The organism is Streptomyces sp. NPDC090127, assembly GCF_044746945.1.
Classification (GTDB): Bacteria; Actinomycetota; Actinomycetes; order Streptomycetales; family Streptomycetaceae; genus Streptomyces.
Genome location: NZ_JBIVDE010000002.1, coordinates 1,025,576 through 1,040,153 on the forward strand (window position 1 = coordinate 1,025,576; position 14,578 = coordinate 1,040,153).

Here is a 14,578-nt window from a genome sequence, read left to right on the forward strand (position 1 = left end):
GCCGGGCTTTCGAGGGGAACGTAGCAGTGGTGTCCGGGGGTGGGAAGAACTTGCGCAGTGATCCGTGCAGACTTTTTCCCGGCGAAGGACAAAGCAGGGTCGCGGGGCCCCGCCAGGGGGCGGGTCAGGCGGCGGGGTGGCGCACGTCGACCAGACGGGCGGAGACGACGACGTTGCCGTCGTACCCCCGCTGTCGGGAGAAGCCGCCGCCGCAGGTCAGGACGCGCAGCTCGGGGGTCGGGGACGCCCGGTAGATCCGCTCGGCCGGGAAGCCCTCCTTCGGGACGACCTCGACTCCGTACACGGAGAAGACGGCGGTCCCGCCGTCCTGGCGGACGATCTCGACGCGCTGTCCCTTGGCCAGCGACCCGAGTTCGTAGAAGACGGCCCGGCCCTCGGGGGTGTCGACATGGCCGACGACCACCGCCGTGCCCTTCTCCCCCGGTGTGACCGCGCCGGTGAACCAGCCGGCGAGGTCGGCCTCGTCCGCCGGGGGCGTGTCGATCCACCCCTCGGCGTCGCGTCCGACGGCGGTGACGGGGGCGTCGACACGGAGGGCGGGGACGCGGACGCGGGTGGGACGGGAGGCGGGCAGCGGAGCGGGGGCGCGCACCGGGGCGTGGGCGGCGGCGCGGCCCGGGGCCGCGGCGGCGAGCGGCTGAGGAGGGCCCGCGGTGCTCCACTCCTGCGTACCGCCCCGGACGAGATGGACGCCGACGAGCAGGACGACGGCGACGACGCCCCACGCGCCGCGCCTGGACGTCGTGTTCGAGCCCTGCACGATCTGCGCTCCCGGTTCCGCTGTACGTGATGGCGCCCCTCCGCCCCGGACCTCGTCACCCCAGGGCGGAGGAGCCGTTTCAGGCGCGGCCGTCGGCGCGGCGGCGGCGCAGCAGCAGGGCGCCGCCCCCGCCGATCGCGCCCGCGATCAGCGCGGTGCCCATGACGGCCTCGGGTGCGCCCATGGCGTCGGTCCCGCCGCCGAAGCCGGCCTTGACACCTTTGTGGGCGCCGGTGTCGACGGCACCGCTGTCCAGGCCGCCGGACTCGTGGCCGCCCGTGGAGTGGCCGGAGCCACCTGCGACGGTGAGGGTGGCGGTGCCCTTCTCGCCCTTGCAGTCGAAGGTCACCTGGTACTCCGCGCCGACCTTGGCGTCGACGTCGACCGTGGCGGCGCCCGCGCGGCCCTCGCTGAGCGTGACGGAGTCGAAGACCCCGGAGGTGACGGTCACGGAGGGGACCTCGCAGCCGTCGGACTTCAGCGTGACCTTCCCGCCGGGGGCGACCGTCTCCGGCGTGACGGAGAAGCCGAAGGAGGTGATGCCGTGGCCGGTACCGTCTCCGGCGGCGGCTCCGGTGCCGTCCGCGGCGGCGGCTCCGGTGGCGTCCGCGGCGGCGGCGCCGGTGGCGTCTCCTGCGGTCGGTCCGACGCCTTGCCCCAGGGCCTCTTCCGCGCCCTCTCCGATGCCTTCGCCGATGCCCTCGCCGATGCCCTCTGCCGCGCCCTCTCCGATGCCTTCCGCCGCGCCGACAAGGCCGGTGCCCACCTCGGCGCCCGCGCCCTCGCTCGACGCACCGTCGCTCGACGCACCGTCCCTCGACGCACCCTCGCTCGTCGCGCCCTCGCCCGACGCGTCGTCGTCGACCGCCGCCCCGGCCGTCGGCGCGGCCAGGCAGAGGGCTGCGGTGGCGAGCAGGGCCGTGACGGCACCGCGTATCGCGCGCATGGCGGTCGTTCCTCCCGGTCACGCGAGGGGCCCGGCGGACGGTTCCGCGTGCGGCACGAGACAACCCTCGACCTGTCCGAAGCTAGGACGGGCCCGAGGCGCTCGCCACCGGGCCCCGCCGAACGGGTGGGCGGTCCTTCCAGGACCGCTCGCCGCGCTGCCGCGCCACCGGCGGCGTGCGGTACCGGCGGAAGCGGCGGCAGCGGCAGCGGCAGCGGCAGCGGCAGCGGCAGCGGCGGTCGACCCCGCCGGGCGACCGGCAGGTACGGGGGCGGGATCGCGACCCCGGTCGCTACGGGACCCGGACGACCTGGCCCGCGTACGAGAGGTTGCCGCCGAAGCCGAAGAGCAGGGTCGGCGCCCCGGACGGCAGCTCACCGCGTTCGACCAGCTTGGCGAGGGCCAGCGGGATCGAGGCGGCCGAGGTGTTGCCGGACTCGACCACGTCCCGGGCCACCACCGCGTTGACCGCCCCGATCTTCGCGGCGAGGGGCTCGATGATCCGCAGGTTGGCCTGGTGCAGCACGACACCGGCCAGGTCCTCCGGCGCGAGCCCGGAGCGCTCGCACACCTGGCGGGCGAGGGCGGGCAGCTGCTGGGTGGCCCAGCGGTAGACGGACTGGCCCTCCTGCGCGAAGCGCGGCGGGGTGCCCTCGATCCGGACGGCGTGCCCCATCTCCGGGACGGAACCCCAGAGCACCGGGCCGATGCCGGGCTCGCCGGCCGGGCCGGCCGCACCCTCCGGTACCGCCTCGACGATCGCCGCGCCCGCCCCGTCGCCGACGAGGACGCACGTCGTGCGGTCGGTCCAGTCGGTGACCTCGGTCATCTTGTCGGCGCCGATGACCAGGGCGCGGCGGGCGGCACCGGCCCTGATCGCGTGGTCGGCGGTGGCGAGGGCGTGGGTGAACCCCGCGCAGACCACGTTGAGATCCATGGTGGCGGGCGAGGTCATGCCGAGCCGGGCCGCGACGCGGGCCGCGGTGTTGGGCGAGCGGTCGATCGCCGTGGAGGTCGCGACGAGGACCAGGTCGATGTCGGCGGCGGCGAGGCCGGCGGTGGCGAGCGCCTTGCCGGCGGCTTGTGCGGCGAGTTCGTCGACCGGCTCGTCGGGGCCGGCCATGTGGCGGGTCCTGATGCCGACCCGGCTGGTGATCCACTCGTCACTGGTGTCGACGAGCGCCGCCAGGTCGGCGTTGGTGAGCACCTTGGCGGGCTGGTAGTGCCCGAGCGCGGCGATACGAGTGCCCGTCATGCTCGGGACCCCCTTGGGTTCACGTGGAAGCAGGACCTCCCATCCTGACCAGCGACTCATCGGTAACCAGGCACGTAAACCACCAAGATTCGCCCGTAGGTGTTGGGAGACCGTGACAACGGACGTCGGGGCCACCTCACCGCACGTGACCCGGTGAACCATGGCAACCTCTCTATCAAGGGCCGTTTCGGCTTCCGGCACGTACAGAATCGGGTGGAGCCAATGGGACGGGTCACCGAGCGACGGCGCGTCATCCGGATCCGGGGCACGGCCGTCAACGAACGCCCGGACACGCTGGTGGCCGAGGAGCCGCTGGAGATCCGGCTGAACGGCCGGCCGCTCGCGATCACCATGCGCACGCCCGGCGACGACTTCGCGCTGGCCGCCGGGTTCCTGGTCAGCGAGGGAGCGCTCGGCGCGGCGTCGGACGTGCGGAACATCGTGTATTGCGCGGGCGCCAAGGACGACGGCACGAACACGTACAACGTGGTGGACGTCCAGCTGGCGCCCGGGGTGCCCGTCCCGGACATCACCCTGGAGCGGAACGTGTACACGACCTCGTCGTGCGGGTTGTGCGGCAAGGCCAGCCTGGACGCCGTACGGACCACGGCACGCTTCCCGATCGCCGACGCGCCCCCGCTCCGGCTGACGCCCGAGCTCCTGGCCCTCCTGCCCGATCGGCTGAGGGCCGCGCAGCGGGTCTTCGACCGGACCGGGGGGCTGCACGCGGCGGCGCTCTTCTCGGAGGACGGCGAGCTGCTCGACGTGCGGGAGGACGTCGGCCGGCACAACGCCGTGGACAAGCTGGTCGGCCGGGCCCTGAGCGACGGGCGGCTGCCGCTGTCCCGGGCGGTCCTGCTGGTCTCCGGCCGGGCCTCGTTCGAGCTGGCGCAGAAGGCGGTGATGGCGGGCATCCCGGTGCTCGCGGCCGTCTCCGCGCCGTCCTCCCTGGCCGTCGACCTGGCGGCCGAGACGGGCCTGACGCTGGTCGGCTTCCTGCGCGGGCAGGACATGAACGTGTACGCGGGCGAGCACCGGATCGCCCTCGGGGCCGCGGCCTCACACAGCTGACGGGCCGCCGCCCTGCCTCGCGGCGGCGGGCCCGGGGCCCCTCGCCGCAGAGGCCGGAGGAGTCCGGGGGTCCTCGCCGCAGAGGCCGGAGGAGTCCGGGGGCCCTCGCCGCAGAGGCCGGAGGGGCCCGGGAGTGCTCGCCTCAGAGGCCGGAGGGGCCCGGGAGTGCTCGCCTCAGAGACCGGGAGTGACGGCCAGCAGCAGCTTGCCCGTGCTCGCCCGGGTCCCCATCAGCCGATGCGCGTCCGCCGCGTCGGCGAGGGGGAACTCGGCGGTGACCGGGAGCGTGACCGTACCGTCGGCGACCGTCGCGAACGCCCGCTCGGTCAGCTCCCGCAGCTCGGCCGGTGCGGTCTTCGCCAGCGTGAGGACGGAGAAGCCGCCGACGGAGACACCTGTCGGGTAGAGCTCCGGCTGGCCCACGCGCCACGGCTCGGCCGAGCTCGCGTTGCCGAAGGAGACCAGGCGGCCGAAGACCGCGAGCGAGGCCAGGGCGGCTCGGAACGTCTCGCCGCCGACGGGGTCAAGGGCAAGGTCGACTCCGCGCCCGCCGGTCGCGTCCCGGACCGCCTTCTCGAAGTCGCCGACGAAGACCTCGTCGTAGCCGTGGGCGCGGGCGTGCGCCGCCTTCGCCTCGGAGGAGACCACGCCGTACACCGCGCCCGCGCCGGCCGCCTTCGCCAGCTGGCCGACGACCGTGCCGATTCCGCCCGCCGCGCCCTGGACGAGGACGCTCTCGCCGGGCGCGATCCGGCCCACGGCGTGGACGAGGGCGTACGCCGTGGGCAGGACCGTCGGCAGGGACGCGGCCGTACGCAGGTCGATACCGGGCGGGAGCGGGAAGACGGTGGTGGCGTCGGCGAGGGCCACCTCCGCGTACGCCCCGCCGTCCGTCAGCGCGGTGACCTGCTGCCCGACGGTCAGCCCCGGCACGCCCGCGCCGACCGCCCGGATCCGCCCCGAGGCCTCCAGGCCGGGGCGGTAGGGCAGGGTCGCAACCCGGTAGCCCTCCGCGCGCGCCTTCAGGTCGGCGAAGTTCACCCCGGCGTAGGCGACGTCGATGCTCACCTGGCCGGGGCCCGGCTCGGGCACCTCGGCCTCCACCGGCCGCAGGACCTCCGGACCGCCGTACTCCTGGAACTCGATCGCGCGCATGCCTCACCCCTGGCTTGACTGTTCAATGAAAAGCGAACACTCGCGAGTGTATGGTTTTCATCGAACAGTCGGCAAGCGGTGCCGACCCCCGAGCGTCACGGAAGGGGAGGGAGCGGTCATGACCCAGCGCGCCACCAGTGGCCCCCACACCACGGGCGAGCCCCTCACCACGGGCGAGCCTCACACCCCCGGCGGGCCACGCACCCCCGGCGGGCCCCGCACCAAGGACGAGCCCCCCACCACGGGTCGCCGTACGACCGGACACCGCAGCGCCCCCGATCACACCCACCCCGACGAGGTCCCGGTGGAGGCGGCGCTCGCCGCTCTCGCCGACCCGGTACGCCTCACCCTCGTCCGCGAGCTGGCGGGGTCGGACGAGTGGTCGCGGAGCTGCGGCAGCTTCGACGTACCAGTGGGGAAAGCGGCGCTGAGCCACCACTTCTCCGTCCTGCGCGGGGCGGGCCTGGTCGAGCAGCGCGACGAGGGGCCGCGCCGGGTCAACCGACTGCGGCGCACGGAGTTCGACGCCCGCTTCCCCGGCCTGCTGGCGCTGGTGCTGCGCACGGATCCCCGCTAGACCGCACGCACCGGCCACGGCCGTCAGCCGTCAGCCGTCGTCGGCCGTCAGCCGTCGTCGACCGTCGGCCGTCAGCCGTCAGCCGTCGTCGACCGTCGGCCGTCTGCCGTCGTCGACCGTCGGCCCTCAGCCGTCGGCTCAGTGACCGACGGTGAGTTCGCCGGACAGGCGGCCATGAAGTGCGGCGCTGCGATCGTTGAGGCCGGTGATCTCGACGGTCTTGCCGCGCTGGGCGTACTTCGTCTCGATGGCGTCGAGCGCCGCGACGGAGGAGGCGTCCCAGACATGGGTCCCGGAGAGGTCGATGACCACCTTCTCCGGGTCGCCCGCGTAGTCGAAGCGGCCGACGATGTCGTTGGACGAGGCGAAGAAGAGCTCGCCGGTGACCCGGTAGACCACCCTCCCGCCGCCCTCGTCGGCGACGGCGGTGACGTCCGCGAGGTGCGCGACCCGCTTGGCGAAGATCACCATGGCGGTGACCGAGCCGACGACGACGCCGACGGCGAGGTTGTGCGTGGCGACCACGGCGACGACGGTGATCACCATGACGGTGATCTCTCCGGCGGGCATCCGACGGAGGGTCTTCGGGGCGACGGAGTGCCAGTCGAAGGTCGCGACGCACACCATGATCATGACGGCCACCAGGGCGGCCATCGGGATCTCGGAGACGACCGGCCCGAAGACGATGCACAGCAGCATCAGGAAGACGCCAGCCAGGAACGTCGACAGGCGGGTACGGGCGCCGGAGACCTTCACGTTGATCATCGTCTGGCCGATCACCGCGCAGCCGCCGATGCCGCCGAAGAAACCGGTGACGATGTTGGCGATGCCCTGGCCGACGGATTCGCGGGTCTTGTCGGAGTGGGTGTCGGTGATCTCGTCGACCAGCTTCGCCGTCATCAGCGACTCCATCAGCCCGACCAGCGCCATCGCGAAGGCGTACGGAGCGATCGTCGTCAGCGTGTCGAGGGTGAACGGCACGTCGGGCAGGCCCGGCACGGGCAGGGCGGACGGCAGGGCGCCCTTGTCCCCGACCGTCGGCACCGCGATCCCGGCCGCCACGGTGATCGTGGTCAGGATGCCGATGGAGACCAGCGGTGCCGGGACGACGGTGCTGATCTTCGGGAAGAACACCATGAGTGCCAGGCCGGCGACGACCAGCGGATAGACGGCCCAGGGCACGTCGCGCATCTCGGGGATCTGGGCCATGAAGACCAGGATGGAGAGCGCGTTGACGAAGCCGACCATCACCGAGCGCGGGATGAACCGCATCAGCTTGGCCACTCCCAGCGCGCCCAGGGCGATCTGGAAGACCCCGGCCAGGATGACGGCGGCGATCAGGTACCCGAGTCCGTGCTCGCGGTTGAGCGGTGCGATCACGAGCGCCACCGCGCCGGTCGCCGCGGAGATCATCGCCCGCCGGCCGCCGACGATCGAGAGCGTCACGGCCATGGTGAAGGAGGCGAACAGACCGAGCGCGGGGTCGACGCCGGCGATGATCGAGAACGCGATCGCCTCGGGGACGAGCGCGAGGGCCACGACGAGACCGGCCAGGATCTCGGTGCGCCAGACCTTCGGGTCACGCAGCCAGTCGGGCTTCAGTCCACGGAGGGACGCGGCCGGTGACGCGACGGGAGCGGGAGCGGAGGAGGGCAAGGAACGGGAACCTGTCGTGCTCGGGCACGGCCTGCCGGGAGGCCGGACGGGCCGGGACGTACGGAAGGGGCGGAAGGGGCGGGAGGGGCGGGAGGGAGAGGGCGCGAAGGCGCCGGGTCGTACGGGGGGGTGCGGAGGGGACGGGCCGGAGCGGCACTGCGTGAGGGGCCTCGCCACGGGACCGGCGTGCGCCGGGGGCTGCGTCGGCCCCGGCGGGGGCGCGAGGGCGAGGCGGCTGCCCGCCACGCCCACCACGAGCGACCAGCCTACCGGGCACCTGCCGTACGCCCGCCCGACCGACCTCGGCGGCGGGTGCCTCAGCGGCGGCGCCGGGGCTCGGGGGCCGCCGCCACGGCGGGCGGGTCGATCATCTGGAGCGCGAGCGTGGCCGGGGGTTCGGCGACACCGGGGCCGCCCGCGGCCGTCCAGGCCAGGATGTCGTCGAGGCAGTCGTCGTCCGTGGTGAACCCGATCCAGGCGGCGCGCCCGCCCCGGCGGCGCCCCTCGGTGGAGGGCTGGACCACGACGACGTTGGCCTGCGCGCAGGGGCCGAGGCAGTCGCTGGTACGGACGGACAGCCGGCCTCGGGACTCCGCGGCCGCGCGTCGGAGCCGGGCGAGCTGGCCGTCGTGGTCGACGCCCGGGTTCTTGGTCGCGTCGCCGCAGCAGCAGCCCCGGCAGACGACCAGGGAGCAGGGCCGGGCGCCGTACCGTATCGGGACGGGCGTCACTCGGGGCCGTCCAGGGTGATCGCGTCGACGGGGGCGACGGTGCCGAGGCGCGGGAAGTCCAGGGCCACCGAGGCGTGGTGCTCGTCGGCGGTGAGCGCGGCCATGGCGTCCTCGGCGAAGACCGGTTCGTAGCCGAGGTCGCAGGCGGCGCGGGCGGTCGACTCGACACCGAGGTTGGTGGCGATGCCGCCGAGGACGACGGTGGTGACGGAGCGGGCGGCGAGGAGTTCGTGGAGCCCGGTGTCCTGGAAACCACCGATGGTCCGCTTGACGACGACGTGGTCGCCGGGGTGGACGAGGGAGGGGACGAGCTCGCTGCCGGGCGGCTGGGTCTCGACGTTCGGCCGCTCGACCCTGAGGTGCACGACGGGCGCGCCGGCCGCACGGAAGGTCGCGGCGAGCCGGGTCGCGGCGGTGAGGACGTCGGTTCCGGTACGGGGAGCGAGGGGCAGCGCGACGATGCGTTCCATCAGGTCGACGAGGACGAGTGCGCTGTGGCCGGGATCGAGTGCGGGCATGGGTGCACGGTAGCGGGCCGGTTGATCTTCGCGGCGGGGGCGGGGGCGCGATCGCGCCACGGCCCGGTCGCGCCGCTCGGGCGAGCGCACCGGGGGGTGCCGGTCACGCTCCGCCTCGGGTGCCCGTCGAGGGCCGGCCCGGGTGCCCGTCGAGGGCCGGCCCGGGTGCCCGTCGCGCTCAGCGCCTAGTGGCGGTAGCCGCCGACTCCGGCGCGGGGCCGGGCTCCAGCGGCGTTCCCGGCTCAAGGGCGGACTCCGGCGTCGGCTCCGCCTCCGGGTCCCGTGCACGGCGCTTCGCGATCACCGTGCAGACCAGCAGCTGCATCTGGTGGAAGAGCATCAGCGGCAGGACCGCCAGCGCGGCCTGCGGTCCGAACAGTACGCTCGCCATCGGGAGCCCGGCCGCCAGGCTCTTCTTCGAGCCCGCGAACTGGATCGCGATCCGGTCCTCCCGGCCGAAGCCGAGCCGCGCCGCACCGAACCAGGTGAGCGACAGCATCACGGCGAGCAGGACCGCCTCGGCCGCGAGCAGGAGCCCGAGCCGCGCCGGTGTGACCTGGTGCCAGATGCCGGCGACCATCCCGTGGCTGAAGGCCGTGTAGACGACGAGCAGGATCGAGCCCCGGTCGACGTACCCCAGCACCTTCTTGTTCCGCCGCACGAACCCGCCGACCCAGCGCCGCAGCAGCTGCCCCGCCAGGAACGGCACCAGCAGCTGGAGCACGATCTGGGTCACCGAGTCGGCGGAGAACCCGCCCGCCGTGGAGCCGAGCAGGAACGCGGCGAGCAGCGGGGTGAGCACGACCCCGGCGAGCGAGGAGAAGGAGCCCGCGCAGATCGCGGCCGGGACGTTGCCCCGGGCGATCGAGGTGAACGCGATCGAGGACTGGACGGTGGACGGCACCAGGCAGAGGAAGAGGAGGCCGCTGTAGAGCGGAGGCGTGAGAACGGCCGGTACCAGTCCCTTCGCCGCGAGTCCGAGGAGCGGGAAGACGACGAAGGTGGCCGCGAGGACGGTGACATGGAGCCGCCAGTGACGTAGCCCGTCCAGCGCCTCGCGGGTGGAGAGCCGGGCGCCGTAGAGGAAGAACAGCAGCGCGATGACGCCCGTCGACGCGCCGTCGGCGACCGTCGCCGCGGCGCCGGAGGCGGGCAGCAGGGCCGCGACGCCCACCGTGCCGAGGATCGCCAGGATGTACGGGTCGACCGGCGGCCCGGACGGCAGGAGGGTGGTACGGCGGCTCATGTGCTCCACTGCTCTCGGACGACGGACCGTGCCTCCCTATCCTGCGACCGGTCGACGGCGATCGGGAATCCCGCACAGCGCTCTGACTGTCATCACGAGACGCGATAACGTGGCGCTGTGTACGATCCGGCCCAGCTCCGCACCTTCCTCGCGGTCGCCGAGACGCTGAGTTTCACCCAGGCCGCCCGTAGGCTCGGCGTCCGCCAGTCGACCGTGAGCCAGCACGTACGGCGCCTGGAGGACGCCACGGGGCGTCCGCTGTTCACCCGCGACACGCACAGCGTGGAGCTGACGCAGGACGGCGAGGCGATGCTCGGCTTCGCCCGGACGATCCTGAGCGCACACGAGCGGGCCGCCGCCTTCTTCACCGGGACCCGGCTGCGCGGGCGGCTGCGCTTCGGCGCGTCCGAGGACTTCGTGGTGACCCGGCTGCCGGAGATCCTGGAATCGTTCCGGCGCGAGCATCCCGAGGTGGACCTGGAGCTGACCGTCGAGCTGTCCGGGACGCTCAACACCCGTCTGGAGGCGGGCCGGCTCGACCTGATCCTGGCGAAGCGGCGCGCCGAGGAGAGCGGGGGCGAGCCGGTCTGGCGGGACACGCTCGTCTGGATCGGCGCTCCGAAACTGCGGCTCGACCCGGACCGGCCGGTGCCGCTGATCGTCTTCCCGCCGCCGGGCATCACCCGCGCCCGGGCGCTCGAAGCCCTGGAGGCGCACGGCCGGGCGTGGCGGATCGCGTGCACGAGCAGCAGCCTGAGCGCCAACATCGCGGCGGCCCGCGCCGGTCTGGGCGTGATGGCGCACACCCGTGGGCTGGTTCCGCCGGGCCTGACCCAGCTGCCCGCGCGGGCGGGGCTGCCCGACCTGGGCGAGGTCGACTTCGTCCTGCGCACGGGCCGCCCGCGGGGACCGGCCCAGGAGGCGGCCGACGCCCTGGCCGCCGCGATCCTGGCGGGAGGCGTCCGACTCCACCGCCCCGGCTGACCAACGGCCTCGCGCCACCGGCCAGGCGCCGGCCACCTGCCACGGCCACCCGGGACCCTTCGCCACCGGCCACCGGCCAGGCGCCGGCCACCTGCCACGGCCACGGCCACCCGGGACCCTTCGCCACCGGCCACCGGCCACCCAGGACCGTTCGCCACCGGCCACCGGCCAGGGCCACCCCCATCCCCGGGCCACCCGTCAGGCGTACCTCCAGCCGCCGACCCCGGTCTCCGGAGGCATGAACGTGAGCGGCCGGTACAGATTCCGTGGAGATTGCGGCCCACCCTGCTTACTCCCCGGTCAGTAACCACCCCCGACCTCCCGCCACTTACCCCTCCCCACTCTCCTGACCTGTGACAACACCCAATGTCCCGGCTTGGTGAAGGCCCTCCCGCCCGCCAGTCGGGTGGGGTACCGTCACCCGCGCCGTACGGAGCGCGACAGCGAGCGTTCGAGGAGCAGGTCATTGCGCGAGTTCACCGTGCCGCCCATCGAGGCGGCGCCTCAGGTCGGCGGTCTGGCGGACGCCGTGTTCGACCGTGCCGAGCAGACCCCGGACCATGTGGCGCTCGGCCGCAAGGACGCCACCGGGCAGTGGCGTGACGTGACGTCGGCGCAGTTCCGGGACGAGGTGCTCGCGCTCGCGAAGGGGCTGATCGCGCACGGCGTGCGGTTCGGCGACCGGGTCGCCATCATGGCCAGGACCCGCTACGAGTGGACCCTCTTCGACTTCGCGCTCTGGACGCTCGGCGCCCAGTCGGTGCCGATCTACCCGACCGCCTCCGCCGATCAGGTCTACTGGACGCTGCACGACGCCGAGGTCACGGCGTGCGTGGTGGAGTCCGAGGACAACGCGATGACCATCGGTTCGGTGATCGACCGGCTGCCCCTGCTCCAGCGGCTGTGGCAGCTGGACGCGGGCGCCGGCGCGGTCGCCGAACTGACGGCGGCGGGCCGCGAGATCGACGAGGACATCGTGCAGCGGCACCGCCGGGCGGTGACGCCCGAGTCCGTGGCGACGATCATCTACACCTCGGGCACCACGGGCCGCCCCAAGGGCTGTGTCATCACGCACTCCAACCTCATGTTCGAGACGGACATGCTGACCGGCCGCTGGGAGCCGGTCTTCCACTCCAAGCCGGGCGACGAGGCCTCGACGCTGCTCTTCCTGCCGCTCGCCCATGTCTTCGGGCGCATGGTGGAGGTGGCGGCCGTCCAGAGCGGCGTGAAGCTGGGCCACCAGCCCGCCTTGCAGGCGTCCGCGCTCCTGCCGGACCTGGCCGCCTTCCGGCCGACGTTCATCCTGGCCGTGCCGTACGTCTTCGAGAAGGTCTTCCACGCCGCCCGCCGCCGGGCGGAGAGCGAAGGGAAGCTGGGCCCCTTCGACAAGGCCGTCGACGTGGCGGCCAAGTACGCCGAGGCGATGGAGCACAAGGCCTTCGGGCTCGGCCCGGGCCCCTCGGCGGCGCTGCGGATGCAGCACCAGTTCTTCGAGAAGGTCGTGTACGGCAAGGTCCGCGAGGCCATGGGCGGGCGGGTCCGGCACGCGATGTCGGGCGGCTCGGGCATGGACCGGCGGCTCGGGCTCTTCTTCGAGGGCGCCGGGGTGACGATCTTCGAGGGGTACGGCCTGACGGAGTCCTCGGCCGCGGCCACCGCCAATCCGCCCGAGCGGGTCAGGTACGGCACGGTCGGGCAGCCGGTGCCGGGGACGACGGTGCACATCGCCGAGGACGGAGAGGTGTGGCTGTACGGCGGCCAGGTCTTCTCGGGGTACCTCAACAACCCGCAGGCGACCGCCGCCGTCCTGAACGACGGCTGGCTGGCGACCGGGGACCTCGGAGCGCTCGACGAGGACGGCTATCTGACGATCACCGGGCGGAAGAAGGAGATCCTGGTGACCTCCGGCGGCAAGAGCGTGTCGCCGGCCGGCCTGGAGGAGCGGGTGCGGGCGCATCCGCTGATCGCCCAGTGCATCGTGGTGGGCAACGACCGACCGTACATCGCCGCTCTGGTGACGATGGATCAGGAAGCGGTGGAGCACTGGCTGGCGATGCAGGGCCGTCCGCCGCTGCCGCCGGCCGAGCTGGTGCGCGACCCGAGCCTGGAGACGGAGATCCGGCGGGCCGTGGTCGCGGCCAACACCTCCGTCTCGCAGGCGGAGTCCATCCGGACGTTCCGGATCCTGGCGCATCCGTTCAGCGAGGAGCACGGCCTGCTCACCCCGTCCCTGAAGCTGAAGCGGAAGGCGATCGAGCAGGCGTACGCGGCCGAGGTCAACGCGCTGTACGGCTGACGGGAGCAGCCCTCAAACCCGGCTGACACATCATCAATTGACGCTGCATCAGTTATTGACGGTTCATCAGCACGGTCACAGAATGCGGGCACCCGACGGAGGGATCACCCGTGCCGCGACCGTTGCGCACCATCGCCGCCACCTTGACGCTGCTCCTCGTGACCGCCTGCAACTCCGCCTCGTCCAGCGGCGGTACGACCACCTCCTCGGTACGCGGAGTCACCGCCGACGCGATCAAGGTCGGCGGCATCGTCTCCATGACCACCGCGAGCGGCTACTCCAAGAAGGACACCGACCTCGGCGCCCGGGCCCGCTACGACCGGGCCAACGCCGAAGGCGGGATCAACGGCCGGACGATCGACTACCTCGGCGCCGAGGACGACGGCCAGGACCCGGCCAGGAACCTCGCGGCGGCCCGCAAACTCGTCCAGCAGGACAAGGTCTTCGCGGTCTCCCCCATGAGTTCGGTCACCTTCGCGGGCGCCGACTTCCTCAACGGCCAGAAGGTCCCGACCGTCGGCTGGGGCACGCTCCCCTCGTTCTGCGGTCCCGCGTACATCTACGGCTTCAACGGCTGCCTCGTCCCCACGCCCGGCGGCACCCTCAACCAGACCTGGCCCGAGGGCCTCGCCACCGTCCTCGGCGGCGCGCGGGGCAAGTCGGTCGCGCTCATCGCGGGCGACAACGACGCCGGGAAGTTCGGCATCCGCACCTTCACCCAGGGCTTCAGGGCGGCCGGCTTCCAGGTCCCGTACGCCAAGGCCGTGGTGCCCGCGACCTCGATGCCGAGCGACTGGTCGGCGTACACCAAGGAGATCCTGCGCTCGGGCCCCGGCGGCCGCGCGCCCGACGCCGTCGTCTCCGTGATGCAGACGCCGTACAACATCGGTCTGTTCACCGCGCTCAAGAGGTCCGGCTACAAGGGCGTCATCTCCGACCCGACGGACTACGACCCCGGGCTGCTCGCCAAGGAGGCGACGAAGCAGGCGCTCGACGGGGTGCACGTCCTGCTGCAGTTCCAGCCGTTCGAGGCGGACAGCCCGGCGATGCGCCGGTTCAAGGAGGACATCAGGAAGGCGGCAGGTGGCAAGGAGGTACCGCTCAACATGCACATGCTCACCGGCTACATGAGCGCCGACCTCTTCCTCGCCATCGCCGCGAAAGCGGGCAAGGACCTCACCGTCGAGTCGTTCCAGCAGGCCGCGAACGGGTTCTCCGACACCGGCACGCTGGTCGGTGACCGCGCCGAGCCCAAGGGGCAGAAGGAGAGCTTCGGCTGCGGGGCGCTGGTCCGGCTGAAGAACGGGCGGTACGAGGTGGCCGTGCCGTTCCGGTGCTATCCGCCGATCCCGTTCGGCTGAG

At 73.2% G+C, this 14,578-nt stretch carries 13 protein-coding genes; 5 read left to right on the forward strand and 8 right to left on the reverse strand.

Going from position 1 to position 14,578, the window contains the following annotated elements; genetic code table 11:
* Window positions 1–124 precede the first annotated feature (124 nt).
* The 3 genes from ACIPPS_RS10115 to ACIPPS_RS10125 all read right to left on the reverse strand — a co-directional run bounded on the left by ACIPPS_RS10115 (window position 125) and on the right by ACIPPS_RS10125 (window position 2,982).
* Entirely contained in the window at window positions 125–781 is a 657-nt protein-coding gene (locus tag ACIPPS_RS10115; protein WP_401429111.1) for a class F sortase, read from the reverse strand.
* A gap of 79 nt (window positions 782–860) precedes the next feature.
* The gene (locus ACIPPS_RS10120; RefSeq protein WP_401429113.1) at window positions 861–1,727 is read right to left on the reverse strand and encodes a hypothetical protein; all 867 of its coding nucleotides are present in this window, start codon (window positions 1,725–1,727) and stop codon (window positions 861–863) included.
* 292 nt (window positions 1,728–2,019) lie between these two features.
* Window positions 2,020–2,982 carry a beta-ketoacyl-ACP synthase III gene (locus ACIPPS_RS10125; RefSeq protein ID WP_401429116.1) on the reverse strand — a complete coding sequence of 321 codons (963 nt, stop codon included), beginning with the start codon at window positions 2,980–2,982 and terminating at the stop codon, window positions 2,020–2,022.
* Between the two features lie 222 nt (window positions 2,983–3,204).
* Between ACIPPS_RS10125 and fdhD the strand changes: the two genes are divergently transcribed.
* Complete coding sequence (gene fdhD, locus ACIPPS_RS10130) at window positions 3,205–4,053, forward strand: formate dehydrogenase accessory sulfurtransferase FdhD (protein WP_401429118.1); 849 nt, start codon at window positions 3,205–3,207, stop codon at window positions 4,051–4,053.
* Window positions 4,054–4,227: 174 nt separating this feature from the next.
* On the opposite strand, the gene ACIPPS_RS10135 is transcribed toward fdhD, so the two are convergent.
* Entirely contained in the window at window positions 4,228–5,208 is a 981-nt protein-coding gene (locus ACIPPS_RS10135) for a zinc-binding alcohol dehydrogenase family protein (RefSeq protein WP_401429120.1), read from the reverse strand.
* A gap of 304 nt (window positions 5,209–5,512) precedes the next feature.
* Here ACIPPS_RS10135 and ACIPPS_RS10140 point away from each other — a divergent pair, with 304 nt between their 5' ends.
* The gene (locus tag ACIPPS_RS10140) at window positions 5,513–5,785 is read left to right on the forward strand and encodes an ArsR/SmtB family transcription factor (RefSeq protein WP_401429574.1); all 273 of its coding nucleotides are present in this window, start codon (window positions 5,513–5,515) and stop codon (window positions 5,783–5,785) included.
* A gap of 138 nt (window positions 5,786–5,923) precedes the next feature.
* Here ACIPPS_RS10140 and ACIPPS_RS10145 read toward each other — a convergent pair whose 3' ends face one another.
* From ACIPPS_RS10145 to ACIPPS_RS10160, 4 genes are all read right to left on the reverse strand, one after another.
* Window positions 5,924–7,441 carry a SulP family inorganic anion transporter gene (locus ACIPPS_RS10145; protein ID WP_401429123.1) on the reverse strand — a complete coding sequence of 506 codons (1,518 nt, stop codon included), beginning with the start codon at window positions 7,439–7,441 and terminating at the stop codon, window positions 5,924–5,926.
* A 317-nt stretch (window positions 7,442–7,758) separates the two neighbouring features.
* Window positions 7,759–8,172 carry a (2Fe-2S) ferredoxin domain-containing protein gene (locus ACIPPS_RS10150; protein WP_401429125.1) on the reverse strand — a complete coding sequence of 138 codons (414 nt, stop codon included), beginning with the start codon at window positions 8,170–8,172 and terminating at the stop codon, window positions 7,759–7,761.
* Window positions 8,169–8,690: an isochorismatase family protein gene (locus ACIPPS_RS10155; RefSeq protein ID WP_401429127.1), complete on the reverse strand. Its 522-nt coding sequence runs from the start codon at window positions 8,688–8,690 to the stop codon at window positions 8,169–8,171. The genes ACIPPS_RS10150 and ACIPPS_RS10155 overlap by 4 nt, the downstream gene beginning before the upstream one ends.
* Before the next feature lie 178 nt (window positions 8,691–8,868).
* Window positions 8,869–9,936, reverse strand: a complete 1,068-nt coding sequence (locus tag ACIPPS_RS10160; RefSeq protein WP_401429129.1) for a bile acid:sodium symporter family protein — start codon at window positions 9,934–9,936, stop codon at window positions 8,869–8,871.
* Between the two features lie 117 nt (window positions 9,937–10,053).
* Here ACIPPS_RS10160 and ACIPPS_RS10165 point away from each other — a divergent pair, with 117 nt between their 5' ends.
* The 3 genes from ACIPPS_RS10165 (at window position 10,054) to ACIPPS_RS10175 (ending at window position 14,577) form a co-directional block, all read left to right on the forward strand.
* A complete protein-coding gene (locus tag ACIPPS_RS10165) occupies window positions 10,054–10,920 on the forward strand; it encodes a LysR substrate-binding domain-containing protein (RefSeq protein WP_401429131.1) in 867 nt (288 codons plus the stop codon).
* Between the two features lie 466 nt (window positions 10,921–11,386).
* Window positions 11,387–13,216: an AMP-dependent synthetase/ligase gene (locus tag ACIPPS_RS10170; protein ID WP_401429133.1), complete on the forward strand. Its 1,830-nt coding sequence runs from the start codon at window positions 11,387–11,389 to the stop codon at window positions 13,214–13,216.
* A gap of 110 nt (window positions 13,217–13,326) precedes the next feature.
* Complete coding sequence (locus ACIPPS_RS10175) at window positions 13,327–14,577, forward strand: ABC transporter substrate-binding protein (protein WP_401429135.1); 1,251 nt, start codon at window positions 13,327–13,329, stop codon at window positions 14,575–14,577.
* Window position 14,578 lies beyond the last annotated feature (1 nt).